General features: G+C 68.7%; 24 protein-coding genes. 12 read left to right on the forward strand and 12 right to left on the reverse strand.

The genetic code is table 11. The annotated features are described in order from the left end of the window. Position 1: 1 nt before the first annotated feature. A complete protein-coding gene (locus AB0B82_RS24585; protein WP_360172856.1) occupies positions 2–1,252 on the reverse strand; it encodes a DUF6350 family protein in 1,251 nt (416 codons plus the stop codon). 175 nt (positions 1,253–1,427) lie between these two features. Between AB0B82_RS24585 and AB0B82_RS24590 the strand changes: the two genes are divergently transcribed. Continuing rightward, entirely contained in the window at positions 1,428–2,765 is a 1,338-nt protein-coding gene (locus tag AB0B82_RS24590) for a hypothetical protein (RefSeq protein WP_360172859.1), read from the forward strand. Positions 2,766–2,813: 48 nt separating this feature from the next. On the opposite strand, the gene sucD is transcribed toward AB0B82_RS24590, so the two are convergent. After that, the gene (sucD, locus tag AB0B82_RS24595; protein ID WP_360172862.1) at positions 2,814–3,704 is read right to left on the reverse strand and encodes a succinate--CoA ligase subunit alpha; all 891 of its coding nucleotides are present in this window, start codon (positions 3,702–3,704) and stop codon (positions 2,814–2,816) included. Between the two features lie 14 nt (positions 3,705–3,718). Beyond that, on the reverse strand, positions 3,719–4,891 hold the full coding sequence (gene sucC, locus AB0B82_RS24600) for an ADP-forming succinate--CoA ligase subunit beta (RefSeq protein WP_360172864.1): 1,173 nt from the start codon (positions 4,889–4,891) through the stop codon (positions 3,719–3,721). Between the two features lie 189 nt (positions 4,892–5,080). Between sucC and AB0B82_RS24605 the strand changes: the two genes are divergently transcribed. After that, positions 5,081–6,730 carry a glycoside hydrolase family 13 protein gene (locus AB0B82_RS24605; protein WP_360172866.1) on the forward strand — a complete coding sequence of 550 codons (1,650 nt, stop codon included), beginning with the start codon at positions 5,081–5,083 and terminating at the stop codon, positions 6,728–6,730. 134 nt (positions 6,731–6,864) lie between these two features. Here AB0B82_RS24605 and AB0B82_RS24610 read toward each other — a convergent pair whose 3' ends face one another. The 5 genes from AB0B82_RS24610 to AB0B82_RS24630 all read right to left on the reverse strand — a co-directional run bounded on the left by AB0B82_RS24610 (position 6,865) and on the right by AB0B82_RS24630 (position 11,705). Beyond that, positions 6,865–7,254 (reverse strand): hypothetical protein, encoded by a 390-nt coding sequence (locus AB0B82_RS24610; protein WP_360172868.1) that lies wholly within the window; start codon positions 7,252–7,254, stop codon positions 6,865–6,867. 245 nt (positions 7,255–7,499) lie between these two features. Then, the gene (locus tag AB0B82_RS24615; protein WP_360172871.1) at positions 7,500–8,375 is read right to left on the reverse strand and encodes a carbohydrate ABC transporter permease; all 876 of its coding nucleotides are present in this window, start codon (positions 8,373–8,375) and stop codon (positions 7,500–7,502) included. Continuing rightward, positions 8,375–9,451, reverse strand: coding sequence for a sugar ABC transporter permease (locus AB0B82_RS24620; RefSeq protein ID WP_360172874.1), 1,077 nt, complete (start codon positions 9,449–9,451; stop codon positions 8,375–8,377). The genes AB0B82_RS24615 and AB0B82_RS24620 overlap by 1 nt, the downstream gene beginning before the upstream one ends. 94 nt (positions 9,452–9,545) lie before the next feature. After that, a complete protein-coding gene (locus AB0B82_RS24625; RefSeq protein ID WP_360172877.1) occupies positions 9,546–10,871 on the reverse strand; it encodes an ABC transporter substrate-binding protein in 1,326 nt (441 codons plus the stop codon). Between the two features lie 414 nt (positions 10,872–11,285). After that, complete coding sequence (locus tag AB0B82_RS24630; protein WP_360172880.1) at positions 11,286–11,705, reverse strand: cobalamin B12-binding domain-containing protein; 420 nt, start codon at positions 11,703–11,705, stop codon at positions 11,286–11,288. Between the two features lie 131 nt (positions 11,706–11,836). On the opposite strand from AB0B82_RS24630, the gene AB0B82_RS24635 reads away from it, so the two are divergent. The 4 genes from AB0B82_RS24635 to AB0B82_RS24650 all read left to right on the forward strand — a co-directional run bounded on the left by AB0B82_RS24635 (position 11,837) and on the right by AB0B82_RS24650 (position 15,641). After that, positions 11,837–12,691, forward strand: coding sequence for an alpha/beta fold hydrolase (locus AB0B82_RS24635; protein WP_360172883.1), 855 nt, complete (start codon positions 11,837–11,839; stop codon positions 12,689–12,691). Between the two features lie 336 nt (positions 12,692–13,027). Next, positions 13,028–13,786 (forward strand): M23 family metallopeptidase, encoded by a 759-nt coding sequence (locus AB0B82_RS24640; RefSeq protein ID WP_360172886.1) that lies wholly within the window; start codon positions 13,028–13,030, stop codon positions 13,784–13,786. 41 nt (positions 13,787–13,827) lie between these two features. Then, positions 13,828–14,346: a DUF6886 family protein gene (locus tag AB0B82_RS24645; RefSeq protein ID WP_360172889.1), complete on the forward strand. Its 519-nt coding sequence runs from the start codon at positions 13,828–13,830 to the stop codon at positions 14,344–14,346. After that, positions 14,343–15,641, forward strand: a complete 1,299-nt coding sequence (locus tag AB0B82_RS24650) for a lanthionine synthetase LanC family protein (RefSeq protein WP_360172892.1) — start codon at positions 14,343–14,345, stop codon at positions 15,639–15,641. The genes AB0B82_RS24645 and AB0B82_RS24650 overlap by 4 nt, the downstream gene beginning before the upstream one ends. Here the strand turns inward: AB0B82_RS24650 and AB0B82_RS24655 are convergent. After that, positions 15,613–16,173 (reverse strand): hypothetical protein, encoded by a 561-nt coding sequence (locus AB0B82_RS24655; protein ID WP_360172894.1) that lies wholly within the window; start codon positions 16,171–16,173, stop codon positions 15,613–15,615. The two genes, AB0B82_RS24650 and AB0B82_RS24655, sit on opposite strands and share 29 nt — an antisense overlap. A gap of 106 nt (positions 16,174–16,279) precedes the next feature. Next, positions 16,280–18,607: a DNA helicase PcrA gene (gene pcrA / locus AB0B82_RS24660; RefSeq protein WP_360172897.1), complete on the reverse strand. Its 2,328-nt coding sequence runs from the start codon at positions 18,605–18,607 to the stop codon at positions 16,280–16,282. A 75-nt stretch (positions 18,608–18,682) separates the two neighbouring features. Here pcrA and AB0B82_RS24665 point away from each other — a divergent pair, with 75 nt between their 5' ends. The 3 genes from AB0B82_RS24665 (at position 18,683) to AB0B82_RS24675 (ending at position 20,830) form a co-directional block, all read left to right on the forward strand. Next, the gene (locus AB0B82_RS24665; protein ID WP_360172900.1) at positions 18,683–19,570 is read left to right on the forward strand and encodes a phospholipase; all 888 of its coding nucleotides are present in this window, start codon (positions 18,683–18,685) and stop codon (positions 19,568–19,570) included. A gap of 61 nt (positions 19,571–19,631) precedes the next feature. Further along, a complete protein-coding gene (locus AB0B82_RS24670) occupies positions 19,632–20,225 on the forward strand; it encodes an ATP-dependent Clp protease proteolytic subunit (protein WP_360172903.1) in 594 nt (197 codons plus the stop codon). Further along, complete coding sequence (locus tag AB0B82_RS24675) at positions 20,222–20,830, forward strand: ATP-dependent Clp protease proteolytic subunit (protein ID WP_360172906.1); 609 nt, start codon at positions 20,222–20,224, stop codon at positions 20,828–20,830. The genes AB0B82_RS24670 and AB0B82_RS24675 overlap by 4 nt, the downstream gene beginning before the upstream one ends. Before the next feature lie 77 nt (positions 20,831–20,907). On the opposite strand, the gene AB0B82_RS24680 is transcribed toward AB0B82_RS24675, so the two are convergent. Then, entirely contained in the window at positions 20,908–21,978 is a 1,071-nt protein-coding gene (locus AB0B82_RS24680) for a serine hydrolase domain-containing protein (protein WP_360172909.1), read from the reverse strand. A 141-nt stretch (positions 21,979–22,119) separates the two neighbouring features. On the opposite strand from AB0B82_RS24680, the gene AB0B82_RS24685 reads away from it, so the two are divergent. Then, positions 22,120–22,845: a PIG-L deacetylase family protein gene (locus AB0B82_RS24685; RefSeq protein WP_360172912.1), complete on the forward strand. Its 726-nt coding sequence runs from the start codon at positions 22,120–22,122 to the stop codon at positions 22,843–22,845. A 40-nt stretch (positions 22,846–22,885) separates the two neighbouring features. Beyond that, positions 22,886–23,611, forward strand: a complete 726-nt coding sequence (locus AB0B82_RS24690; RefSeq protein ID WP_360172915.1) for an alpha/beta hydrolase — start codon at positions 22,886–22,888, stop codon at positions 23,609–23,611. On the opposite strand, the gene AB0B82_RS24695 is transcribed toward AB0B82_RS24690, so the two are convergent. After that, positions 23,594–24,922 carry a C1 family peptidase gene (locus tag AB0B82_RS24695; RefSeq protein ID WP_360172918.1) on the reverse strand — a complete coding sequence of 443 codons (1,329 nt, stop codon included), beginning with the start codon at positions 24,920–24,922 and terminating at the stop codon, positions 23,594–23,596. The two genes, AB0B82_RS24690 and AB0B82_RS24695, sit on opposite strands and share 18 nt — an antisense overlap. Before the next feature lie 134 nt (positions 24,923–25,056). On the opposite strand from AB0B82_RS24695, the gene rpsR reads away from it, so the two are divergent. Beyond that, complete coding sequence (rpsR, locus tag AB0B82_RS24700) at positions 25,057–25,299, forward strand: 30S ribosomal protein S18 (protein WP_360172920.1); 243 nt, start codon at positions 25,057–25,059, stop codon at positions 25,297–25,299. Positions 25,300–25,460 lie beyond the last annotated feature (161 nt).

The following is a 25,460-nucleotide window of genomic DNA, read 5'->3' on the forward strand; positions in this document are numbered from 1 at the left end:
CCTATCGCTCGGCGCCGAGGTCCCCGTCAGCCGGGCGGCGGGACGAGACGATCGCGGCCGTGACCGCGGCGCCGATCGCCATCCCCGCGGCCAGCACGCCGGCCGCGGGCAGTGCTGCCGGGACGCCGACCGCGGCCATCCGCCCCGGCCCGGCCGACCCGCCGGACAGCACGAGCAGCGCGAACAGGACGATGCCCGCGACCGCCGCCGCCATCGCGCCGCGCAGCGCGAACGCGTCCCAACCCAGCGCGTAGGCGTCCTCCTCCGCGAGCCCACGCCGTACGACGACCAGCCCCGCCATCACGCCGGCCACGAGCGGGACGACTGCGGTCAGGGCGAGCAGGTACGACGGGGTCGCGCCGTCGGCAGGTACCGCGGCCAGCAACGGGAACGCCGGGAGGCTGCCGACGTCCACGCCGGTCGGGGCGATCGTCGTACCGGCCCCGAGCTGGAAACCGGGTCCGGCGAGGAACGCCACGGCGAACAGCACCAAGTTCGGCAGCAGCATCAGGCAGATCGCGAACAACACGACCGACCCGACCACGCCCGCGTTCAGCAGCTCGAGCATCGCGGTGATCCGAGAGAAATGGATCGCCAGCAGTACGGCGTACAACAACGACGCCAGCGCCATCACGGTCAGTACGGCGGCCAACGCGGCGGGTACGACGTCGCGCACCCCCGCCGGTGTCGCGTCCGCGATGTCGGCGCCGGCTCCGGACTCGACCACGATGCCGGCGAGCCCGGCCACCAGCGCGAGCGAGAACGTGCCCAGGAAGGCCGCCAGCGGCGACACCTTGAGCGAGCCCTCGTCCGTGAGCAACGCCACGATCAGCCCGCCGAGCCCGTAGACGAGCGCGAACGACAGCCCGAGCCCGATCAGCTCCTTGGTCCGGTCCGCACCACTGGACCGCGCGGCCGACTTGCCGCCGCGGTACAGGCACCAGGCGAAGAACAGGGTCAGGCCGAGCGGCGCGATGCTGATCCGGCCGGTACCGAGGGTCACACCGGCCTTGTGCGCGACCAGCCAGGCCGACGCACCGGCGCGGACCGCGCCCGAGGCTCCGCCGAACGTGGCCGCCAGCCAGCCGATGACGGCCACCGCGGCGCAGGTCAGCAGACCGGTCAGCAGGCAGGCTCCGGCGGAGATCACGGCCGACACGACCAACGGCTTGGTCCGGTCGGCGATCTCCGACGTCTGCGCGGCACTCTTGTCGCCGTCCCGCGCGCCCGGGCGGCTCAGCATGTCGGTCATCCGGCTCCCATCGTCTCTCCGCGACCGGACGGCGCTCGTCCTGACACGCCGGATGTGGGAGACTTCAGCCCGCTCGCTCACGCTCGGTTCACCGCTGTTCGCCTGGTGGTAGCTGAGTGGGGCGGTCGCGGGTTCACCGGGTACTGTCGGGTGGAATCAGTCAGGAGGTCGAGCTTTGGCCGGTTCCCACCGTGCACCACGCGGCGGCGGTCGCGCCGCTGCCCGGGAGGCGCGTCGGCAGAAGGCGCGCAAGCGGAACCAGACGATCGCGGCCGGCGCCGCGGTCGTGGTGCTCGTCGGCGGCGGCGGTGTCGCCGCGCTGAACGCGTTCGGCGGCGACAACGGCTCCGGCCCGAAGGTCGGCAGCGGTCCCGCGGACGACAAGTCGGCGGCCGACATCCTGTCCGACGACAAGGCGCTGCTGGACGCCGCGGCCGCGAAGACGCTGGGACCGACCGGCACCTGGACAGTCACCAAGACCGCGGACGGTACGTCGGCGCCGGACAACTCGTTCGCCTGCCAGATGCAGCGCTTCGCCGACCCGGCCGGGCTGCGCACCTGGGTGCGCACCCTGCAGAACTCGACCACCAAGGAAACCGCCGTCCAGTACATCGACGTGTCGAACGACAAGGCCACCGCGGCCAAGACCTACACGACCGTCGTCCGCTGGCTGAGTCAGTGCACGACACCGCAGACCCGGCTCTCGGCGGGGTACTCGACGGCCGGCGTCGGCCAGGCGGGCGTGATAGCGGTCTTCAGTCAGCTGCCCGGCGCGAAAACGACGAAGTACCGGACCGTCGCGGTCACGCTGGCGGGACAGGCGACCATGGTCGTCGAGCACGACACCGTGTCCGCCGCGCCACCGCGGCCGAGCGCGGTGCTCGCGACGGCGAGCGCGGCGGCGAAGAAGATCTGCGAGCAGACCGGCGGCTGCGGCACCGGAGCCCCGATCGCGAAACCGGCCCTGCTGCCGAACACCGACACCCCCGGCTTCATGGCCCCGGTCGATCTGCCGATCCTGGCCCAGATCGACAAGCCGTGGGTGAGCGCGCCGCCGGCGGCGAAGACCACGACCGGCACCCAGTGCGAGAAACTCGACCTGCGCAAGGCGAGGGCCGCCAAGTACGGCACAGTGACGTATGTGACGCCCGAGGCGAAGGTGCCGACCGAGTTCGGGCTCGACAACACCGTCGCGAAGTTCGCCACCGCGAACGCGGCCGCGAGCTTCGTCGAACAGATCAAGAAGAACGTCGACGCCTGCGAGAAGAACGTGTCGAACGCCGAGGTCGAGTCGACCGGTACGGTCAAGACCCCGACCGTCACGGGCAAGAGCTGGAAGGCGACGTACGACACCGGTAACGGGAACAAGTTCGTCTACCGGATCGGGATCGCCGCATCCGGCGACCGCGCGGTGTACCTGCTGTTCCCGGTGCTGAAGAAGCTCGATCTGACCGACGCCGCGTTCAACGAGACGCTGGTCCGCGCCGCCGACCGCTCGCTGGTCTACAAGTAGCAACGGGACCCACCCTCTCGCGAGGGCAGGTCCCGTTCGTCGGGGGTGCTACTTGCTCAGCCCCTGCATGATCCCGCGCATCAGGTTGGCGGTCTCGGTCGGCGTCTTGCCCACCTTCACGCCGACGGCCTCGAGGGCCTCCTGCTTCGCGGCCGCCGTACCGGACGAACCGGACACGATCGCGCCCGCGTGACCCATCGTCTTGCCCTCCGGCGCGGTGAACCCGGCGACGTACCCGACGACCGGCTTGGTCACGTTCTCCTTGATGAACGCGGCCGCCCGCTCCTCGGCGTCACCACCGATCTCACCGATCATCACGATCGCGTCGGTGTCCGGGTCGTCCTGGAACGCCTGCAGCGCATCGATATGCGTGGTCCCGATGATCGGGTCACCGCCGATCCCGATCGCGGTCGAGAACCCGAAGTCGCGCAGCTCGTACATCATCTGGTACGTCAGCGTGCCGGACTTGCTGACCAGGCCGATCCGGCCCTGGCCGGCGATGTCGGCCGGGATGATGCCGGCGTTCGACTCACCCGGCGTGATGATGCCCGGGCAGTTCGGCCCGATGATCCGGGTCTTGCCGGACGCCTGCGCGGCGGCGAAGAACGCTGCGGTGTCGTGCACCGGCACGCCCTCGGTGATCACCACGACCAGCGGCACCTCGGCCTCGACGGCCTCCAGTACGGCGTCCTTGGTGAACTTCGGCGGGACGAAGATGACCGACACGTTCGCGCCGGTCTCCTTGACGGCGTCCGCGACCGTACCGAAGACCGGCACCGCCTTGCCGTCGAAGTCCTGGCTCTGGCCCGCCTTGCGCGGGTTCACGCCGCCGACGATGTTGGTGCCCGAGGCGAGCATCCGGGTGGTGTGCTTGGTGCCCTCGGAGCCGGTCATGCCCTGGACGATGACCTTGCTGTCCTTGGTCAGGAAGATAGACATTGTTCGGCGATCCCTTACTTCGCAGCCAGCTCGGCGGCGCGCTTCGCCGCGCCGTCCATCGTGTCGACGCGCTCCAGACCGGCCAGGCCGGCCTCGTCGAGGATCCGGCGGCCCTCCTCGGCGTTGTTGCCGTCCAGCCGGACGACCAGCGGCTTGGTCACGGCCTCGCCGCGGCTCGCCAGCAGCTCGAAGGCCTGCACGATGCCGTTCGCGACCGCGTCACAGGCGGTGATGCCGCCGAAGACGTTGACGAAGACGCTCTCCACCTGCGGGTCGGAGATGATGATCTCCAGGCCGTTCGCCATCACCTCGGCGCTCGCGCCGCCGCCGATGTCGAGGAAGTTCGCGGGCTTCACGCCGCCGAACTCCGCACCGGCGTACGCGACCACGTCCAGCGTCGACATGACCAGGCCGGCGCCGTTGCCGATGATGCCGACCGAGCCGTCCAGCTTCACGTAGTTCAGGCCCTTGGCCTTGGCCGCCGCCTCCAGCGGGTCGGCCGCCGCCACGTCCTCGAACTCGGCGTGGTCCGGGTGCCGGAAGTCCGCGTTCTCGTCCAGGGAGACCTTGCCGTCCAGCGCCTCGACGTTGCCGTCCTCGAGCTTGACCAGCGGGTTCACCTCGACCAGCGACGCGTCCTCGCTGATGAAGACGCCGTACAGCTTGACGATTTCCGGTACGACGGCGTCCAGCACGTCGGCCGGGTACTTCGCCGCCTCCGCGATCTCGCGCGCCTTGGCCTCGTCCACACCGGTGGCCGGGTCGATCGAGATCTTCGCGACCGCGTCCGGGTTGGTGTGCGCGACCTCCTCGATCTCCATCCCGCCGGCGGCGGAGGCGATGCACAGGTAGTTGCGGTTCGCCCGGTCGATCAGGAACGAGAAGTAGTACTCCTCGGCGATCGCCGCGGCCGGGACGATGTTCAGGATCTTGACGACGTGACCCTTGATGTCCAGCCCGAGGATCTCGCGCGCCTTCTCCTCGGCCTCGTCCGGGGTCGCGGCCAGCTTCACACCGCCGGCCTTGCCGCGCCCGCCGGTCTTGACCTGGGCCTTCACGACCACCCGGCCGCCGATCTTCTCGGCTGCCGCGCGGGCTTCCTCCGGAGTCGTGACGACCTCACCTACGGTCGTCCGCACTCCGTGCTTGGCGAAGACGGTCTTCGCCTGGTATTCCATCAAGTCCACGACTGTGGTCCCTCTCTCGCACCTGTTCGAGTAGGCCGCGGCAGGCGGGCTGACCCGATGAAGTAGGGCACGGTCGCCGGCGCGCTCCGTCGGCCTGAGACTAGCCACCCCGACGGCGGCGGCAACAGCCGGGGTACACGCTGAGACGACTGTCACACGCGCGGCGGCCTTCGTGTCACGCTAGTTCGCATGAGCGATCCAGTGCCTGAATCCGGAACCAGACCAGTGGACGACTGGTGGCGTAGCGCGGTCGTCTATCAGGTGTACCCCCGTTCGTTCGCGGACGCCGACGGCGACGGCACCGGCGACGTGAACGGCATCCGTGCCCGGCTGCCGTACCTCGCCGACCTCGGCGTCGACGCCCTCTGGATCAGCCCGTGGTACCCCTCGCCGCTGCTCGACGGCGGGTACGACGTGGCCGACTACCGCGACATCAACCCGGAGTTCGGCACGCTCGCGGACGCCGACGCGCTGATCGCCGAGGCACACGCGCTCGGGCTGCGGATTCTGATCGATCTGGTGCCGAACCACTGCTCCTGGGAGCACCCGTGGTTCAAGGCGGCGCTCGCGGCGGGTAAGGGTTCTCCGGAGCGAGACCTGTTCTGGTTCCGGGACTCGCGCGACGGCGGTCCGCCGACCAACTGGCCGGCCGCGTTCGGCGGCGGCGCCTGGCAGCAGATCGACGACGGGCAGTGGTACCTGCACTTGTTCGACATCTCGCAGCCGGACTGGAACTGGGACCACCCGAAGGTGATCGAGGAGTTCGACTCGATCCTGCGGTTCTGGTTCGACCGCGGTGTCGACGGGTTCCGGATCGACGTCGCCGACTCGATGGCCAAGGATCCCGCGCTGCCCGACGTACCGCTGCACAACGGTGAGCCGACGCGCGAGAAGTACGTCGGGAACCCGTTCTACGACCAGCCCGGGGTGCACACCATCCACCAGCGCTGGCGGGCGATCGCGGACGAGTACGCCGATACGCCGCAGGGGCCGCGGGTCTTCGTGGCGGAGGCGTGGCTGTCGCCGGCGGAGCGGCTGGCGCAGTACGTGCGCCCGAACGAGCTGCACTCGGCGTTCAACTTCGACGCGCTGCGGGCGACGTGGGACGCCAAGGAACTGCGCGAGGTCATCGACCACACCACCGAGAACCTGTGGGCAGTCGGTGCACCCGCGACCTGGGTGCTCAGCAACCACGACACGATTCGGCACCGCACGCGGTACGGACGCGCGCCCAAGGACGCGCTGGAAGGCGCGGGCGTCGTACCGACCGATCTCGAGCTGGGGTTGCGCCGGGCGCGGGCCGCGGCGCTGCTCGAACTGGCGCTGCCGGGCGGGGCGTACATCTATCAGGGCGACGAGCTCGGGCTGCCCGAAGTGGAGGATCTGCCGGAGGACGTGCTCGACGATCCGACGTGGGAGCGGTCCGGTCATACGGTGCGCGGGCGGGACGGGTGCCGGGTACCCATCCCGTGGTCCGGGTCGGAACCGCCGTACGGCTTTGGCCCTGGCGCCGGTCAGCCCTGGCTCCCCCAGCCCATCGACTGGGCTCCCCTCACCGCCGAAGCGCAGGCCGCGGATCCAGACAGTCACCTCAACCTCTACAAGCAGGCGCTACGGATCCGCCGCGACCACCCCGCGCTGGGCGAAGGCCGCCTCACCTGGGACGAGGACGCTCCCGCCGACGTGCTCTCCTTCACCCGCGCCTCGACCTTCCGCTGCATCGTCAACCTGGGCCCCACCCCCATCCCCCTCCCCACCCACAAATCCATCCTCCTCACCAGCCACCCCCTCCCCGGTAACAACCTCCCCCCAGACACCACGGTCTGGCTCGAGCTCTGACCGGAGGGTGATGAGTTGAGCTGCAGGCTTTGGCGATCGCCGAAGCCTGCAGCTAAACTAGGAATGCCGAAGCGGGAGCTGAGGAAGTGGGCCCGGGAGCCAGCCGGACGACTGGTCGCCCGGGTTTCGCGCGTTCAGGGCAGGTCGACAATGTCCGCCACGATGTCGTTCACTCGACGGCGCCAGTCCCCGCCCTTTCCCAAGGCCCAGGCGGTCGCATCCGCTGCCCAGAGCAACGGCTCGGCGGCCGGCGCCGAATGGAGCCAGGTGAATTGAGCGACTCCGCGCCGATTGAGGATCGGCTGAATCACCCGCTCGTCCTGACGGTCTTGGCTGCACGACTCGATCACCAGTCGCGCAACACCAAGATCGAGGAGATCGGGAACCAGCGCCCGGAGACACTGATCCCGCGCTTGACGAATCGGTCGGCCGGCGACCGGCGCTCGGTACAGGTGCCCCTGGATGCCCAATCCTGCAAGGGTGCTGAGGATCTCACGGCGCCGGCTGTCGTTCTCGTCCCTCATGTGTAGCCGTCGCTGACCGGGTTTGCACAACTCACGGAGTTTGCCGCGCGCAACCGACAGGTCGCCGGTCGAGATCACAGCGGCGGAGAGCAGGTAGCCGTTGCGAACCGACTCGTCGACGAAGGCATGGGAGGCGGGCACAGAGAGTTACCTTAAGTGTGCCGTCAGGCACACACCAAACCTGTCGTGAACAGCGAACGGCCGGAGCCTGTGCGGGCTCCGGCCGTTTCTGTTGAGTGGACCGCTTACTTGACGCCGCCTGCGGTGAGGCCGGCGACGATGCGGCGTTGGAAGAGGAGTACGGCGATCACCAGCGGGATGGTGACGACCACGCCGGCTGCCATCTGGCTGCCGAACGGTTGGTCACGACCGGACGCGCCGGTGAACTGGGTGATCACGACGTTCGCCGTCTGGATCGACTTCTTGTTCACCATGCTCAGCGCGATCAGGTACTCGTTCCAGGCCGCGATGAACGTAATGATCGCGGTGGTGAACACGCCGGGCGCGGCCAGCGGGATGATCACCTTGCGGAACGCCTGCGCCGGCGTACAGCCGTCCACCATGGCGGCCTGCTCGAGTTCCCGCGGCATCTGCCGGAAGAACGCGGTCAGGTTCCACACCGCCAGCGGCAGCGCGAACGACAGGCTCGGCACGATCATCGCCTGATAGGTGTTGATCCAGTTGATGTCGCTGAACAGCTTCTTCAGCGGGATCACCAGCGAGATGCCCGGGAACATCGACGTGGTGATGATGATCGCCAGCACGACGTTCTTGAACTTGAAGTCCAGCCGGGCGAGCGTGTACGCCGCCACCATGCCGATGATCAGCGTCAGGATCGTCACCGTGCCGGCCACGATCAGGCTGTTCAACAGCGCCCGGCCGAAGCCGGTCCCGGGCCGGAACACGTCGGTGAAGTTCGTGAACGACCAGCGCCGCGGAATGATCGAGTTGTCGAACTGATCGGTTGGCCGACGCAGCGCCGAGACGACCATCCAGTAGAACGGTGCCAGGCAGTAGAGCACGATCAGACCGAGACCGACCAACGGCAGCCACCGCCGGTACCACGGAGCCTCGGCCGCCTTGACATCGATGACGTTCGGGGCCTTCGCTGCCACCGCCATCACGCACCTCCTCCACCGCTGCCGGTGCCCGCGTTCGCGCCGGCCAGCGCCGGCCGGTCGTCGCGGTTGCGCAGCTTGCCGTTCTTGCCGTTCTTGCCGTTCTTCTTCGGCTTGGCCTGCCGGGCCTCACCGATGACGTCCGCGCCGAGCACCTTCACGAACACGTAGGCGACCACCGCGACATAGATGAACAGCAGCGTCGCGTACGCCGCCGCCGGTCCGTACCGGGTCTGGTTCGCCTCCAGGTAGGCCAGGATCGACAGCGTCTCGACCGACTCCTTGTTCGGGCCGACCAGAACGAACGGCAGGTCGAAGATCCGCAGCGTGTCGAGGATGCGGAACAGTACAGCCACCAGCAGCGCCGGCTTCACCAGCGGCATGGTGATCCGGATGAACGTCTGCCACGGACTGGCTCCGTCCACCTTCGCCGCCTCGTACACCTCGTCCGGGATGGTCTGCAGACCGGCCAGGACGAGCAGGCCGATGAACGGCGCGGTCTTCCAGGTGTCAGCGATGATCACCGACAGCACCGACTGCCAGCCCTCGGTGGACCACAGGATCTGCGTGCCGAGGATGGCGTTCGCGATGCCGTCGGCCTGGAAGATCCATTTCCACAGCAGCGCCGACACGACCGTCGGGATCGCCCACGGGACCAGGATGCTGGCCCGGACCAGACCACGGCCCTTGAACGCCTTGTGCATCACCAGGGCCATCGCCACACCGAGCACGGTCTCGAGGATCACGCAGGTGACGGTGAAGAACGTGGTGTTGTAGAAAGCGTTCCAGAAGCGGTCCGCGGTCTCCCCCTGGAAGATCGCCGTGAAGTTGTCCCATCCGACGAACTCGTCGCCCTGGACGACGAACCCGGATTCGTCGATCCGTTGACCGCTCTGGTACAGCGACTCGCGAAAGGCCGACAGGATCGGGTACACGACCACCAGGAGCAGAACGATCAGGGTCGGTGACAGCAACAGCGCGGCGAGCCGACCGGTGCCCTCGTTGAACGAGCTCTGGCGCCGGGGCTTCTTGGTGGCTTCCGGCGTCGGTCGCGGCGCGACCGGTGCGGATGTAGTCACCTCTGCCTCCTTCTCTCTGCCCGCGTACCGCGGGCATCGACAGGCCGGGGCCGGCACGCAACGCTGTAGCTACGCGCCGGCCCCGCCGCTTCGATCATTGGGTGATGAGGCCGCTCAGCTTGTCCTGCAGCTGGCTCAGCGCATCCTTCGGTGGCGTCGTGCCGGTCAGGGCACCGTAGGCCGCCTCCTGGATGGCGGTCGTGACGTCGCCGTACTTGACCACCTTCGGCCGCGACTTCGCGCCCTCGATGGAAGCCTTCAGCGGAGCCAGGTACGGGAACTGCTTGGTCAGCTCGGGGTCGTCGTACAGCGACGCCCAGGTCGGTGCCTGCGAGGTCTTCTGGACGTTCACCTTCTGGCGCTCTTCGCTGGACATGAACTTGATGAAGTCCGCGGCCGTCGCCTTGTTCTTGGCGAACTCGGAGATCGCGTAGTTGTGACCACCCAGGGTGGACACGCCGGCGCCGTTCAGACCCGGCAGCGGGGCGACAGCGAACTTGCCGGCGATCTTCGACGAGCCGTCGGTCTTGTTGGCCAGCGCGTACACGTACGGCCAGTTGCGGTGGAAGATCAGGTTGCCTTCCTGGAAGGCCCGCCGGCCCTCTTCCTCCTTGTAGGTGATCGCGGCCTTCGGGATCTCGCCCGACTTGAAGCCCTCGACCAGGAAGTTCAGCCCCTCGAGCGCCTCGGGGGTGTTGACGTTCGGCTTGCCGTCGTCACCGACGACCACACCGCCGGCGCCGTTCACGGCCTCGGAGAAGTTGACCGTCAGGCCCTCGTACTTCTCGAACTGACCGGCGTAGCAGTTCATCGACTTGGCCTCGGGCAGCGCCTTGACCTTCTCGCAGGCCGTCTTCATCTCGGCCCACGTCTTCGGCGCCTGGACACCGGCCTTGTCGAGGAGGTCCTTGCGGTAGTACAGCAGGCCGCCGTCCGACGTCACCGGGACCGCGTACAGCTTGTCGCGGTACTTCGCGGTGTCCACCGTCGAGGGCAGCAGCTTCCCGAGGTCCGGGAACTGGTCCTCGGGCAGCTCGGTCACCCAGCGGTTCGCGGCGAACTCGGCGGTCCAGACGACGTCGAGGTTCAGCACGCTGAAGGCATCGGACTTGATCTGCGCGTTCTGGATCATCTGCGCCCGCTGCTGATCCGCGGACTCCGGCAGCTCGGTCACGGTGACCTTCTCGTCCGGGTGTTGCGCGTTCCACGCCGCGACCTGGTTCGTCAGGTTCCCGGAGGTGTCCTTGCCGGTGGCAAAGTTGATCGGACCGCGGCCTTCCAGTGCTGCACCCCCGGACGAACCGCTGTCCCCGCCGCCGCCGCTTCCGTCGTCACCACCACACGCGGTCGCCAGCAGCGCCAGGCTGCTCGCGATGGCCACAAAGGCCGCGCGGCGTGTGTGTGATCGTTCAAACCTCATCGTTTACCTGCCCTCTCCCGATGGGACATCGCTTAGGTCCTGCGTGAGCGGTTCCCAGTCCCCCACCGCACTGCGATCCGCCCTGTCCGGACAGTAACCGACCACGGGCCAATGTGTTCTGAGCCACACAGTGCACGACCCGACAGTCTCTGAAACGGACAGCCGCATGGCTGTATGCGACCGCGTTTGGGAAGCCCGCACAACCGGGTATTTCTTAACGATTCGGTATTACCGATTAGTAACCTGGCAGAAACGGGCAGGACTGTTCAGAACGACTCCAAGCAGTCGTCATTACGCTCCGGAGCGATGCCGAAGCGATCCGGAGGAGCCCCGGATGAGCCCCGGACGAGGTACGGGCGCGGCACGAACGAGGTACGGGCGAGGTACAGGCGAGGGCTCGGCGGGGGTGTGAACTCAGGCCGAGGTGGCCGACGCGTCGCCCACGTTGGCGCGTACCCACTCGACGATCTCGGTGGTCGTCGCACCCGGGGTGAAGATCTTGTGGACGCCGAGTTCGGCCAGCGGCTGCAGGTCGGCCTCGGGGATGATGCCGCCGCCGAACACCACGATGTCGTCGGCCTCGCGCTCGGTCAGCAACTCACGCACACGCTTGAACAGCGTCATGTGCGCACCGGACAGCACCGACAGCCCGATGGCGTCGGCGTCCTCGGCGATCGCGGTCTCCACGATCTGCTCCGGCGTCTGGTGCAGGCCGGTGTAGATGACCTCCATACCGGCGTCCCGCAAGGCGCGGGCGACGACCTTGGCGCCGCGGTCGTGACCGTCCAGGCCGGGCTTGGCGACGACGACACGCAACGGGCTGGTAGCTGGCATGAGGGCAGGCTAACCGGTGTCTTCCTCACGGATAAGACACGGAGACGTGTGTTCGCCCACATGCCGGATGGGAACCGGTTACCGTGGAAGTGATCGGACCACCGGGGGGTCTGGTTTGCTGAGGAGTCGCCATGAGCAGCTGGCAGGACGAGGTCCGCGGCGCCTTGGACGGTCTTGCGTACGGCGCTCGCTCGGCGCTCACGCCCAGCGTGCTGCAGGGCGCGGCCGTCGAACTCGGCTGGCTGACGACCCATCTCGCGATGTACCCGCTCGGCCTGGTCCGCGGCGGCGCGCCCGAAGCCTCCCGGCTGAACCTCGCCGGTCTCGGACCGGTCCAGCGCGGTCTGCTGGTGAGCGACGTCCAGGCCGCCGGTACGCCGATCCTGCTGGCGCACGGGATCATCGACAACCACACGATCTTCGCGCTGATGCGCCGGCAGTTGGTCCGGCGCGGATTCAGTCGCCTGCACACGTTCTCGTATTCACCGTTGACCCTGGACGTACGCCGTACCGCCGAGCGGATGGCCCGCGAGGTCGAGGCGCTCTGCGAGGCGTCCGGGTCGGACCAGATCCATATCGTCGGCCACAGCCTCGGCGGACTGATCGCCCGGTACTACGTGCAGCGCCTCGGCGGTGCTGCCCGCGTGCACACCTGTGTCACGCTCGGCACGCCGCATCAGGGGACGGTGGCGGCCAAGCTGCTGCCGTGGCCGCTGGTCAAGCAGGTCCGGCCGGACAGTGACCTGATGGCCGAGCTGAGTGAGCCGGCGCCCGGCTGCCGGACCCGGTTCGTCGCGTTCTACAGCGACGTCGACCAGCTGATCGTGCCGCAACGGCGGGCCCGGATCCGTCACCCCGATCTGACGGCGAGTAATGTCCGGGTGCACGGCGTGGGTCACCTGTCCCTGCCGTTCCACGGCGAGGTCGTGCACCACATCACCGGCGTACTGGCCCACCTGGACGAAGAAGAGCCCAAAACTGCCTGATACGGCAGCTTTCTGGCAGCTTCGGGCGGATGCACGTGCAGCGGCTCATGCAAAAGTTTCGTGAAGGAGCCGCGGAAAAGTGGGTGGCGGGGTTTGTCACCCCGTGACCCTTCCGTTATGGTCTGTGAGTCCTCCCGGGGAATAAACCCCTGAGGGGATGCAGGACAGCGACAAGCCCCTCCCCTGTGACCGAAAGGCCACGTTGTGTCCCAGCACCGTGCCGCGGGTGACCGCGTCACGCCCGGCAATGCTGCGCGCAAGCCCGGCGCAGGACGTCATAGTGCGAAACATCGCGTTGCCAGGCGTAATACCCCCAGCAGTTCCCAGATCGTCGGATTGACCGCCGCGCTCGCCGCAGCCGCCGGAGCTGTCGGCTTCAGCCACAGCACGTTGGCGTCGCCGACCCAGGCGAACTCCGCGGTGAACCTCGCGGCGCTCAGCCTGGACAGTGGGCAGCAGCTGTCCGGAATCACCACGGCGCGGATCCAGGCCCGCCAGCTCGCCACCCGGGACTCCTCCCGCGTCCAGCTGGCCGACCCGACCACCAAGAAGCAGTCCGCCGCGGCGAAGCTGGCCCAGGCCCGCGCCGCGAAGCTCACCGCCACGCAGGCCCTGACCGCCAAGCGCGCCAGCGCACTGGCCGCCGCGAAGGCGAAGGCCGAGGCAGCCGAGAAGAAGGCCCGCGAGTCGGCCACCCGCTGCGAGATGATGATCTCCGGCTATCACATCACCGCGACCTTCGGGCAGGGCGGCAGCCGTTGGGCCCGCACGCACACGGGCACCGACTTCGCCGCCCCGATCGGCACCAAGATCAGGTCGGTGATGAAGGGTGTGGTGATCTTCGCCGGCCACGCCGGCGCGTACGGCCGTCAGGTCCAGGTCCGGCACGAGGACGGCACCGTCACCTGGTACAACCACATGTCGAAGTTCAGCGTCGAGGTCGGCGAGACCGTGTACGCCGGCGACGAGGTCGGCCGGGTCGGGATGAGTGGCAACACCACGGGGCCGCACCTGCACTTCGAGGTCCGCCCAGGCAACGGTGACCCGATCAACCCGCTGCCGTGGCTGCGCAACCACTGCGGTCTGAACCCGTAATCCGATACAGCACCTGACTCGACCTGACTAAGCTGCGGCGCATGCGTCCGGCAGCTGGTGAGGTTCTGCACTTCTCCGAAGATCCGACCATCGAGATCTTCCGGCCGCACGTCGCCAAGACGGCGCAGCAGGCCACCGCGTACGTCTGGGCCGTCGGGCCCGACCGCGCCCCCGACTACTGGTTCCCGCGGCAATGCCCGCGGGCGATGGCCTGGGTCGGGCCGAAGACCACCGACGAGGACCGCGACCGCATCATCGGCGCCGGCTCCGGTACCCGCGTGCACGCCGTGGAGTACGGCTGGCTGGACGCGATGCGCACCGTCGAGCTGTACGCGTACCGCCTTCCCGCCGACGACTTCGTCGAGCACGACGCCGCCGTCGTCGCGACCACCGCCGTACGGCCGCTCGGGCCGCCGGAGCGGGTCGGTGACCTGTTCGCGTTGCACGACGAAGCCGGGATCCAGCTGCGAGTTCTGAACCGCCTGCACGACTTCTGGACCGCCGTCCGGGCCAGCACCCTCGAGTGGAGCGGGATCCGGCTCCGCAACGCCCGCCCATGACGTACGGCGAAGTGGCTGAGCGCGCCTGGTCCTGGGTGCTCGGGCAGGTCTGCTGGGACGAGAGCGGGCCGTGGATCGCGGAGGCGGCGGGCGGTGCGAAGCCCGAGGAGTACGTCGACGGGATGCACAGCGGGATCGGCGGACTCGCGCACGTGCTGGCCGAGATCCGGCTGACGCGGGAGTGGACGCCTGAGGAGTCGCAGCTCGCGGCAGCGATCGCGGAGCGGATCCGGGCAGCGGTGCCGTCGAGTACGACAACCACCTTCTTCGACGGACTGGTCAGCTCGCTCGGGGCCCTGACCGCGCTCGACGCTTCCGGTGCGGACGCTGTTGTAGCGCGTCTGCAGGAGTTGGAGCTGGGCGATGGTTGGCCGCAGGACTTCCTGGCCGCGCCGAAGTACCTGCCCGGTGCGGTCGCGAACGACGTCACGCTCGGCACCGGCTCGATCCTGCTCGGTGCGCTCTGGGCGCTTCGGCACGGCGTCGACGCCGCCGCCCTCGCCAACCGCGCCGCGGACCTGCTGCTCGCCGAACGGGAGGAGCAGAGCACCGGGTGGAACTGGCGGTTCGTGCCACGCCGGTTCCGGACCGACGAACCGGCCGAGATGCCCAACTTCTCCCACGGCCTGGCCGGCATCGTCGCCGTACTCGCGCTGGCCGCCAAGGAGCTGGACCGGCCTGAGCTCGTCGACGCGGCCGGGCGTGGGGCCGAGCATCTGGTGACGCTCGGGATCACCGACGACCGTGGCTTCCGGGTGGCGCGGGTCGTTCCGTGGTCCGAGCAGCACGGTGACGAGTTCACCTACAACTGGTGCCACGGCGGCGCCGGGACCGCGCTCGCGTTCACCGCCCTCGAGTACGCCGACGTGCAGCAGATCGCCGGTGAGACGCCAAGGACGTGGCGCCGGCGCTGCCTGGACGGCGTCCGGTCCTCCGGCATCCCGGAACGCCTGCATCCGGGATTCTGGGACAACGACGGGCGCTGCTGCGGTACGGCGGGCGTCGGCGACGCGTTCCTCGACGCGTGGCTGCTCGACGGCGAGCAGCAGGACCTGGAGTTCGCCGTACGGATGGGTGACACGCTGGTCGAGCACGCCTCCCCGGAGGGGTACTGGCGGTTCGTCGAGCATCGCAACGACGACCCGCTGTTGCCACCCGGAGTCGGCTGGATGCAAGGCGCGGCCGGGATCTCGGCGTACCTGTTCCGGCTGCAACGCATGCTCGACGGCGATCGAAGGGCGGTCGAGCGGATGGAGAACTGGTGGGTCAGCGCTGCCAGACCTCAGCGGTCGTGAGGAACGCGGACGAACCCGGCTTGTCCGGCGAGCCGTCGACCTGAACGAACCCGGGTACCGACGCGCCGCCGATCGAGACCGTCGCGGTGCGCACCGGGGCGATCACCAGGCTGAGGCTGTGCTCACCCTCGGCAAGCGGGAAGCTGTCGGTGGCGAACAGCCGCCGGTCCAGCACGCCGCTCATCTCGATCTGGATGTCCGCGGCCTTCACGCTCAACCCGTCGGCGAGGTTCATCGAGACCTGGACGAGGTCCCGCTCGACGGCGGGCTCGTGCCAGGGCAGCCCCTGGACCTCGAGGAACGAGCGGACGAAGTACGACTCCAGCCAGGCGGCCAGGTCCGGGTCCTCCGAAACGACCCGGACGATCCCGTCGAACCACAGCACCACCGCCGTACCGCTGCCGCGGATCGACCAGTCGACCATCCAGATCGAGGCGTACGCCGTCACCTTGCCGTGCTCGTCGAACAGCCGCAGGCCAGGATTGGCTCCCGCCAGGATGATCCGGCGGCCGGCGGCGGACGACTTGGACATGGATCTGCGCTTCCGGAGAGGGGCCGAAGATCCTTGATTGTCTCAATCTCCGGCCCAGATGCAACGGACAGCGCAGGAAAGTTGCCCTAGTGTCCCGACTCAGGACTCAGATCTTCTCCACCGGGGCGTAGCGCAGCAGCAGCCGTTTGACGCCTTCGGACCCGAAGTCGATGTCGGCCTGGGCCTGCTGCCCCTCGCCGCGGACGACCACGACCGTGCCCATCCCGAAGCTGTCGTGCACCACCCGATCGCCCGGGTTCAGGCTGATCACCGGCTTGTCCGAGGCGGTCCGGCGCGGCGGCTCGTACCGGCTCGGGATCCCACTGCCACGCGCGCCGGTGCTCGTCCCAGTGCCGGACCAGCGGCTGATCGCGGACTCGTCGCGGCGCCAGTCGAGCAGTTCGGCCGGGATCTCCTCCAGGAACCGCGACGGCGGGTTGTGTTGCGGAGCGCCGTACGCCGACCGCACCGCCGCACGGGAGATCGCGAGCCGCTGCCGCGCGCGGGTGATCCCGACATACGCCAGGCGGCGCTCCTCCTCGAGCTCCTTGAGGTCGGTCAGCGACCGGGAGTGCGGGAAGACGCCGTCCTCCATCCCGGTCAGGAACACCACCGGGAACTCCAGGCCCTTCGCGGTGTGCAGCGTCATCAGCGTGACCACGCCGCCGTCGTCGGCCGCGTCCGGGATCTGGTCGGCGTCGGCGACCAGCGCGACCCGCTCCAGGAACGCCTGCAGATCGGCCGCCTCGCCGGCCGCGGTCCGCTCCTCGACGAACTCGCGCGCCACCGAGATGAACTCGTCCAGGTTCTCCAGGCGGGTTTCGTCCTGCGGATCCGGCGACTTCTGCAGCGTCTCGTAGTACCCGGAACGGTGCAACGCGACGTCCAGGATCTCGTCCGGCGGCGCGCCCGAGTCGACCATCGCGGTCAGCTCGTCGAGGATGTCGACGAAGGCCTGGACCGCGTTCACCGAGCGGGACGCCATCGCCGGCGCATCCTGGGCCCGGCGCATCGCCTGGGCGAACGAGATCCGGTCCCGCTGCGCGAGCGCCTCGATCGCCGCCTCGGCCCGGTCACCGATGCCGCGCTTCGGCTCGTTCATGATCCGGCGCAGCGAGACGGTGTCCTCCGGGTTGACCAGAACGCGCAGGTACGCGAGCGCGTCGCGGACCTCCTTGCGCTCGTAGAACCGGACGCCGCCGACCACCTTGTACGGATGCCCGGTGCGGATGAACACTTCCTCGAACACCCGGGACTGCGCGTTGGTGCGGTAGAACACCGCGACGTCGGACGGCTTCACCCCCTCGGCGTCGGCCAGCCGGTCGATCTCGTCGGCGACGAACTGCGCCTCGTCGTGCTCGTTGTCGGCGACGTACACCGCGATCTGCTCGCCCTGCCCCTGGTCGGACCAGAGGTTCTTCGGCTTGCGGCCCTCGTTCCGGGAGATCACCGCGTTGGCCGCGGTCAGGATCGTCTGGGTGGAGCGGTAGTTCTGCTCCAGCAGGATCGTCTCGGCGCCCGCGAAGTCCTCCTCGAAGGCGAGGATGTTGCGGATCGTGGCACCGCGGAACGCATAGATCGACTGGTCGGAGTCGCCGACCACCATCAGCTCGGCCGGCGGGGCAGTCGGGCCCCTGTCATCGGCCGGGTCCTCGCCGCAGAGCTCGCGGATCAGCGTGTACTGCGCGTGATTGGTGTCCTGGTACTCGTCGACGAGCACGTGGCGGAAGCGGCGCCGGTAGTACTCCCGGACCTCGGGGAAGGCCTGCAACAGGTTGACCGTGGTCATCAGCAGGTCGTCGAAGTCCAGCGCGTTCGCCTGGGCGAGGCGCTCCTGGTAGATCCGGTAGCACTCGGCATACGTCTGCTCGAGATGGTTCTCCGCCTTGGCCGCGGCCGTCTCGTGGTCGATCAGCTCGTTCTTCTGGGTGCTGATCCAGTTCAGCACGGCGCGCGGGTTGTACCGCTTCACGTCCAGGTCGAGCTCGCGGCAGACCAGCGTCATCAGCCGGCGCGAGTCGGTGTCGTCGTAGATCGAGAACGTCGAGTTGATCCCGAACCGCTTGATGTCGCGACGCAGGATCCGCACACAGGACGAGTGGAACGTCGAGACCCACATCAGCTTCGCCCGCGGACCGACCAGGTCCACCACCCGCTCGCGCATCTCCGCGGCGGCCTTGTTGGTGAACGTGATCGCCAGGATCGAGCCGGGGTGCGCGTCGCGGGCCGCCAGCAGGTAGGCGATCCGGCGAGTCAGCACCCGCGTCTTGCCCGAGCCCGCACCGGCCACGACCAGCAGCGGCTTGCCGGAGTGCACGACGGCGGCGCGCTGCTGCGGGTTGAGCCCCTCGAGCAGCGCCTCCGGGTCAGACCGAGACGTCTTCGGCTCCTCCAGCGGCACCGGGAGCTCATCAGGCGAGAACAGCGTAGTCATCACCCAACACCTTAGGCGCTCCCGCCGACAGTTACCGAAAACCGGTTCGAATCGGCCCGGTTAGAGTGGCCCGCTATGGAGCTGGTGGATCGCTACGACGCGCTGGTCGACGGGGTCGAAGAGCTGTACGAGCAGGGCCGGTACGGCGAGGCGGTCGCGCTGATGGACTCCGAGAGCGGCGGCCTGGAGGCCTGGCAGGCCGAGCTGGCACATCTGAAGGCCTGTGTGCTCGGCGCGGGCGGCGACACCGATGGGGCGCTTCGGGTACTACGGGACGCGAGCGCCGAAGGTGCGTGGTGGGTGCCGGATATTCTCCTGGACGACGACGATCTGGCCGGTCTGCGCGGGCGGCCCGAGTTCGACGAGATGGTCGCGGTCTCGGGTGCGCGCGCGAGCGGCGATCCGGTCCCGGCGCTGGTCGACGTACCCGAGCAGCTCGCGGGTGTCGTGTTCGCGCTGCACGGAGCAGGGCAGACGGCGGAGCACGCGCGGCGGGACTGGGCGGGCGTCCTCGAACGGGGGTACGCGCTGGTGTGTGTCACCTCGTCGCACCGGATGTCACCCAGGTACCGCACCTGGCCTGACCGTGAACAGGCCGCGGCCGACATCGCTGCGGCACTCGACCGCTGGCAGGCCATGACCAGTCTGCAACTCCCACGCGAAGGGCTGCCGCTCGTCGCCGCCGGTTTCTCGGCCGGCGGACGGGCGGCTCTTGACTGGGCGCTCACCGGCCGGCCGGTGCCCGTCGACGGCGTACTCGCCATGGCTCCGGCCCTGCGCGAACTGCCCACGGACCGGCCGTCATTGTCCCCGGCAACTGTCTGGATCGGGACGGACGACGGCCTGCTGGAGGTTGTCGACGCGGCGGCCGACCAGTTGGACGGGTTCACGATCGAGCGCGTACCCGGGTTGGGACATGCCTTCCCGCCGGACTTCGCGCAACGGCTGGCCGCTTTGCTCTGAGCAGAGTTGCCCACAGCAGAAAAGCTGGGGTGGCGGGGTCCGGCCGGTCAGGGTGGATGACATGGCAGAAGACATGAAACCGCCGATGTTCAACGAGGCCGCCCGGCAGCGCTTGTTCGGCCAGCGGATCGTCGTACTGGACGGCGTGCTCGACGACGACAACGGGACCCTGCTCGCCAGCCAGATCATGTCGCTGGCGGCCGAGGACCCGGACACCGACATCTCGCTCTGGATCCATTCGCCCGGCGGTTCGGTGCCGTCGATGCTGGCGATCCGGGACGTGATGCGGCTGGTGCCGTGCGACGTGTCGACGCTGGCGATCGGGCTGGCCTGCAGCGCCGGCCAGTTCCTGCTGTCGGCCGGTACGCCGGGCAAGCGGTACGCACTGCGGCACGCGCGCGTCCTGATGCACCAGGGCTCGGCCGGGATCGGCGGGTCCGCGGTCGAGATCGAGATCCAGGCCAACGACCTGCGGCACATCCGGGACACGGTGCTTGGGCTGATCGCCGAGGACACCGGGCAGTCGTTCGAGACGGTGCACGAGGACTCGCTGCACGACCACTGGTACACCGCCGAGCAGGCCCGCGAGTACGGCTTCATCGACCACATCGTCGACTCGTTCGATCAGGTCATGCCGAGGAGGGCAGCCGCATGAGCACGTACACCATTCCGAACGTGATCGCCCAGTCGCCGCGGGGCGAGCGGATCATGGACGTCTACTCGCATCTGCTCGCGGAGCGGATCATCTACATCGGGACGGGGATCGACTCCGGGGTCGCGAACGCGCTGATCGCGCAACTGCTGCACCTGGAGGCGGACAAGCCGGACCAGGAGATCAAGATCTTCATCAACTGCGAGGGCGGCGACATGACCGCCGCGCTCGCGATCTACGACACGATGCAGTACATCCAGTCGCCGATCGCGACGTTCTGCGTCGGGCAGGCGATCTCGGCCGGTGCGCTGCTGCTCGCCGCCGGGACGCCGGGCAGCCGCGCGACGCTACCGCACGCGCGGGTCGTCCTGCACCAGCCGGCCGCGCGGAGTCAGGGCACGATCCCGGACCTGATCCTGCAGGCCGACGAGGTGGTCCGGGTCCGCGGCCAGGTCGAGGAGATCCTCTCGCGCCACACCGGGCAGACGGTCGAGCAACTGCGGCACGACACCGACCGCGACCACGTGCTGACCGCGGAGGGCGCGAAGGAGTACGGCATCGTCGACCAGGTGCTCAGCGCCCGCACCCCGCTGCCCGCCTTCGCGTGACCCGCATCCCCACGCGGTCGCCCCTGGTTCCAGCCTGGCAGCGCAGGCTCGGCCGGATTGTGATGGCGTAGGGATCCTCATCCCGCCGCCTCCAGCACCTTGTCGGCGACGGCGGCGTGGTGGGCGAGGTCCTGTTTCGGGCGGCCGACCCGGTTCGTCAGGTACGCGTAGGCGATCCTGCGATCCGGGTCGGCCCACCCGATACAGCAGTTGCTGCCGTTGTGCCCGAACGCCCGCGGGCTGCTCAGCGCCCCCAACGACGACACGGTGCCTTCCATCCAGCGCGGTCCGCCGAGCTGGAAGCCCTGCGACCAGCGCACCGGCGCCCGCGCGACCGGGTCGTACACGCCCTCGCTGCTCGGCTCGAGTGCGACCGCGAGCTGCTGCGGCCCGATCAGTCGCCCCGCGAGCAGACCTTGGTAGAACGCGGCCAGGTCCCGCGCGGTCGTCGAGATCCCGGCGGCCGGTACGACGGCCTCGCGGGTACTGCGCCGGTTCACCACGGACTGGATGATCGGACCGAGCGGACCCGAAGCACGAACCGCGACATGCTGCCCCCACAACTCGGGCGGCAGACCGAGGTACGTATCGGTGACGCCGAGCGGTTCGATCACGCCGTGCCGCACGAGTGCGTCGATCGGCATCCCGGCGCAGCGCCGCGCGACCTCGGCCAGGATGAACCCGAACGCGAGCGGGCTGTACCCGACGGTCCCGATCGGCCACCGCGGCGTACTCTCCTCGATCCGGCGCAGCGAGCGGTTCCAGTCCGCCATCGCGCGCACGTCGCCGACGTACGAGCCCGCGCTGGACAACCCGGAGCGATGCCGCAGCACGTCCCGCACGGTGATCTCGCGTTTGCCGTTCTGCCCGAACTCCGGCCAGTACGCCGCGACCGCGTCGTCGAGATGCAGCCGCCCGGACTCGACGAGTTGGTGGATGACGACCGCGAGGTACGGCTTGCTCGCGGAGAAGAGCCAGAACAATGCGTTCGGTGAGCACTTGAACGAGCGATCGACCACTGTCCGGCCGTCCCGGACGACACACAGCTGCGCGACCGCGCCCCGGGATTCGATCAGCCCGACCGCTGCAGTCAGCCGGTCGGGATCGAAGCCGGCGTCCCGAGGATCGCAGGTGCCACCGAACTCCATAGCTCCACTGTGCCCAGGCGTACAAGCCCAGGCGTACAAGCCCAGGCGTACAAGCCCAGACGTACAAGCCCAGACGTACAAGCCCGGCAGGGCGTGCTCGGCCGGAGCACCGCGACCGGACCAGCCGCTAGGGTCGGGCAGATGACAGTGCCTGAGACGGATCCGCGGCCGGACAGCGAAGTCGAGCGCGTGCTGGTCGTCGTCGCGCACCCCGACGACATCGACTTCGGCGGTGCGGGCACGGTGGCGCTGTGGACCAAGGCCGGCATCGAGGTGCAGTACTGCATCGTCACCGACGGCCAGGCCGGCGGCTTCGAACCGGACCGGGACCGCGCCGAGATGCCCGCCGTCCGCCGGGCCGAGCAGACCGCCGCCGCGCAGCACGTCGGTGTCCGGCAGCTGCACTTCCTCGGGTATGCCGACGGTGCGGTCGAGCCGACCCAGGAGCTGGTGCGCGACATCACCCGGGTGATCCGCACGGTCCGGCCGCAGCGGTTGCTGACGCAGTCGCCGGAGCGTTCGTGGAACCGGCTGCAGGTCTCACATCCGGACCATCTGGCCACTGCGGAGGCGGCCGTGCGCGCGTTCTACCCGGCGGCCGGCAACCCGTATGCGTTCCCCGAGCTGGACGAGCAGGCCTGGGACGTCGGCGAGCTGTGGATGATGGATCATCCGGTCGCCAACCACTACGTCGACATCACCGACACGTTCGACCAGAAGATGGCGGCGCTGATGTCGCACACCAGCCAGCACCGCGACCCCGACGGGCTGCGGACCGGCATCGCGCAAGGGTTCGCCGGCGTCGCCGCCGCGGCCGGGTTCCCGGCGAACCATTACGCCGAGGCGTTCACGGTCGTCCGGCTCTAATCCGTTTGCTCTTCCGCGGCGCGGCGGTCATGGTTCGCCCATGACGACTTCTTCTGCGGTAACCGGCGAGGGCCCGGATCTGGTCCTGGTGCACGCCGGCGTCGCCGATGCGCGAATGTGGTCCCGGCTGGTGGACGAGCTGACGGACAGGTACCGGGTGATCACGCTCGACCTGCGCGGGTACGGCGAGTCGCCGCTGGTGCCGCAGTACTCCGACGCGGGCGACCTGCTCGGTGTGCTCGAGGAGCTCGGCGCGCGGGACGTCGTCGCGGTCGGGGCGTCGTACGGCGGGTACGTCGTCCAGCAGGTGGCGAGCCGCCGGCCGGAGCTGTTCTCGCGGCTGGTGCTGATCTGCGCGCCGACCGACAACGTCGAGCCGGGCGAGGACCTGCGCGCAGTGTGGGCCGAGGAGAACACGCTGCTCGAGGCCGGTGACATCGACGGCGCCACCGAGCTGATGGTGGACCGTTTCGTCGGACCGGAGGCGGACGCCGAGGCGCGCGAACTGGTGCGGGTCATGCAGCGGCGCGCGTACGCCGTACAGCTCGCGGCCGGTGACGTGGACAACGAGGAATGGCCGATCGAGCCGGAGAAGATCAGCGCGCCGGTGCGATTGATCACCGGCGCGCACGATTTCAGGTTCTTCGCCGACAGCGCGGACTACCTGGAGCAGCGGCTGCCGAACGTGGAGCGCGTCGAGCTCTCGTGGGCCGGCCACCTGCCGACCCTCGAGCGCCCGGCGGAAGCGTCAGGCCTGATCGGCTAGCGCGCCCATCGGGTCCCACGCGGGGAGCACGATCGGCTCGTCGTCCAGGCGGGCCTGCAGCTCGGCCGGCAGCGCGGAACGCCGTACCGCGACCTCGAACACGTGCTCACCGAACCACGAGTCGTTCATCGTCCAGAAGCCGTTGTCGGCCTTCTCGTCACCCCAGCTGTTCTCGACCCGCCAGCGGCGCGGCTTGCCGTCCACGACGTCGACTCCGGTGAACAGCATCGCGTGCGTCATCAGCGTCTCGTGGTGGATCAGCCGCTCGGCCTTGTCGAGCGAGAACTCGGTGTCGTACACCGCGCTGTAGTCGTACAACGCGGCGTCCCAGAAGCCGAGGTCGGAGTTCATCTGCTTGCCGACGTCGCACCCGAACCAGACCGGCTCACCGCCGACGATCGCGTCCTGGGTGAGCTGCTTCATCAAGTCGATCTCGACGTTCAGGTACACGACCGGCGGCGCGTCGATCACGTTGCCGAGGAAGTCGACGGTGAACGTCCGGCCGACCGGGCTGGTCGGGCGCGGGTCGTGCACCAGGCAGACGTACTCGTCGACCGGCAGCTGCACGTACGCCTTGGCGAACTCGGTCGGCGTCGTCCAGCCGTCGCGGTGGAAGGCCTTGTCGCTGTCCTTCCACTGCCACAGGAACTTCTGCGGCGGCGTACCGAGGTGAATGCTGAGCACCCGGTGCACCGTGGTCAGGATCTCCCGCTTGCGCTCCCGCCGCGCCTCGACGTCGGTCAGCGCCCGCAGGTCGCGCGCCCCTTGGCGCAGCAGCTTGCGGAGGATGTCGTTCATCTGCGCGGTCGCGGACGAGCTCTCGGTCTCCGGCATCGCGGTCTTCGGCACCAGGCCGTGCTTGCGGACCAGCGCGACGAACATGTTCCACTGGCCGCCGTCGCCGATCGGGTCCGACAGCAGGTGCGCGACGGTCCGGTCGTCCGCGTCCCGGTCCGCGGTGTCGATCATCGCCTCGAGGAAGAAGTTCGACCGCTCGAACTTGTCCCAGAACAGCAGGTAGTTCTGCGAGAACTCGAAGTCCTTGACCCCAAGCTTCTCGGCCGCGCCGACGCGAAGTAGGTTCAGCCCGGCGAACAGCCAGCACCGACCGCTCTTCTTCTGATTGGTGACCTTCCAGTCGTCCAGCAGATGGGACACCGAATGGTCCATCGAGGTGACGATCTGGCGATCCAGGGCGATGCTGTTGACCGGCGTCTGCGTGACGGCGTTCTGCATCACCCGGTACTGCGGGTTCGACGCGAACTCCTTCTCGAAGAGCGCGAGCTGATCGGCTGTGAGATTCCGCTCCATAACAGTCGACGGTATAACAGCCACCAAGCCGGGACCGCCGGAACGGAGTGGCGAATCCATGCCCTGGCCACATCACGCCACCGCTCACCTCTTGCGCTACGCTTGTTGAAAACGATATTCAACAGGAGGTCGCCATGCCCCGACGCCCGGCCCCCACCGGCAAACGCAAGCCGAAGCAGAACCCGCTCGACCGCGACGGCATCACCTACATCGACTACAAAGACACCGCCCTGCTGCGAAAGTTCATCTCCGACCGCGGCAAGATCCGTTCCCGCCGAGTGACCGGACTGACCGTCCAGCAACAGAAACAAGTCGCCCGCGCCATCAAGAACGCCCGCGAAATGGCGCTCCTCCCTTACACCTCCTCCGGCAAGTAAGCCCTGGAGTGCGTACTGCGGCCATCCACCAGTGGCCAACACGATGGGCCAACCGGGTCTTCTGACACAGGTATGGGTCAGAAGACCGGTCCCCCCGCCTTGGCCGACCCGCAGGAGCAGTTCTGCACATCGACCCGAGCACCCTTGCGCTCCCCTCGGGG

Source organism: Kribbella sp. NPDC048915 (assembly GCF_040649595.1).
Classification (GTDB): Bacteria; Actinomycetota; Actinomycetes; order Propionibacteriales; family Kribbellaceae; genus Kribbella.

What these genes read in the sequence shown, in the direction of transcription:
- AB0B82_RS24665 (WP_360172900.1), top strand. Translation starts at nt 18,683, where the DNA reads ATGGAGCTGGTGGATCGCTACGACGCGCTGGTCGACGGGGTCGAAGAG.
- AB0B82_RS24605 (WP_360172866.1), top strand. Translation starts at nt 5,081, where the DNA reads ATGAGCGATCCAGTGCCTGAATCCGGAACCAGACCAGTGGACGACTGG.
- AB0B82_RS24680 (WP_360172909.1), bottom strand. Translation starts at nt 21,978, where the DNA reads ATGGAGTTCGGTGGCACCTGCGATCCTCGGGACGCCGGCTTCGATCCC.
- AB0B82_RS24685 (WP_360172912.1), top strand. Translation starts at nt 22,120, where the DNA reads ATGACAGTGCCTGAGACGGATCCGCGGCCGGACAGCGAAGTCGAGCGC.
- AB0B82_RS24645 (WP_360172889.1), top strand. Translation starts at nt 13,828, where the DNA reads ATGCGTCCGGCAGCTGGTGAGGTTCTGCACTTCTCCGAAGATCCGACC.
- AB0B82_RS24655 (WP_360172894.1), bottom strand. Translation starts at nt 16,173, where the DNA reads ATGTCCAAGTCGTCCGCCGCCGGCCGCCGGATCATCCTGGCGGGAGCC.
- AB0B82_RS24670 (WP_360172903.1), top strand. Translation starts at nt 19,632, where the DNA reads ATGGCAGAAGACATGAAACCGCCGATGTTCAACGAGGCCGCCCGGCAG.
- AB0B82_RS24625 (WP_360172877.1), bottom strand. Translation starts at nt 10,871, where the DNA reads ATGAGGTTTGAACGATCACACACACGCCGCGCGGCCTTTGTGGCCATC.
- AB0B82_RS24610 (WP_360172868.1), bottom strand. Translation starts at nt 7,254, where the DNA reads ATGAGGGACGAGAACGACAGCCGGCGCCGTGAGATCCTCAGCACCCTT.
- AB0B82_RS24690 (WP_360172915.1), top strand. Translation starts at nt 22,886, where the DNA reads ATGACGACTTCTTCTGCGGTAACCGGCGAGGGCCCGGATCTGGTCCTG.
- AB0B82_RS24675 (WP_360172906.1), top strand. Translation starts at nt 20,222, where the DNA reads ATGAGCACGTACACCATTCCGAACGTGATCGCCCAGTCGCCGCGGGGC.
- sucD (WP_360172862.1), bottom strand. Translation starts at nt 3,704, where the DNA reads ATGTCTATCTTCCTGACCAAGGACAGCAAGGTCATCGTCCAGGGCATG.
- AB0B82_RS24650 (WP_360172892.1), top strand. Translation starts at nt 14,343, where the DNA reads ATGACGTACGGCGAAGTGGCTGAGCGCGCCTGGTCCTGGGTGCTCGGG.
- pcrA (WP_360172897.1), bottom strand. Translation starts at nt 18,607, where the DNA reads ATGACTACGCTGTTCTCGCCTGATGAGCTCCCGGTGCCGCTGGAGGAG.
- AB0B82_RS24695 (WP_360172918.1), bottom strand. Translation starts at nt 24,922, where the DNA reads ATGGAGCGGAATCTCACAGCCGATCAGCTCGCGCTCTTCGAGAAGGAG.
- AB0B82_RS24630 (WP_360172880.1), bottom strand. Translation starts at nt 11,705, where the DNA reads ATGCCAGCTACCAGCCCGTTGCGTGTCGTCGTCGCCAAGCCCGGCCTG.
- rpsR (WP_360172920.1), top strand. Translation starts at nt 25,057, where the DNA reads ATGCCCCGACGCCCGGCCCCCACCGGCAAACGCAAGCCGAAGCAGAAC.
- AB0B82_RS24585 (WP_360172856.1), bottom strand. Translation starts at nt 1,252, where the DNA reads ATGACCGACATGCTGAGCCGCCCGGGCGCGCGGGACGGCGACAAGAGT.
- AB0B82_RS24615 (WP_360172871.1), bottom strand. Translation starts at nt 8,375, where the DNA reads ATGGCGGTGGCAGCGAAGGCCCCGAACGTCATCGATGTCAAGGCGGCC.
- AB0B82_RS24635 (WP_360172883.1), top strand. Translation starts at nt 11,837, where the DNA reads ATGAGCAGCTGGCAGGACGAGGTCCGCGGCGCCTTGGACGGTCTTGCG.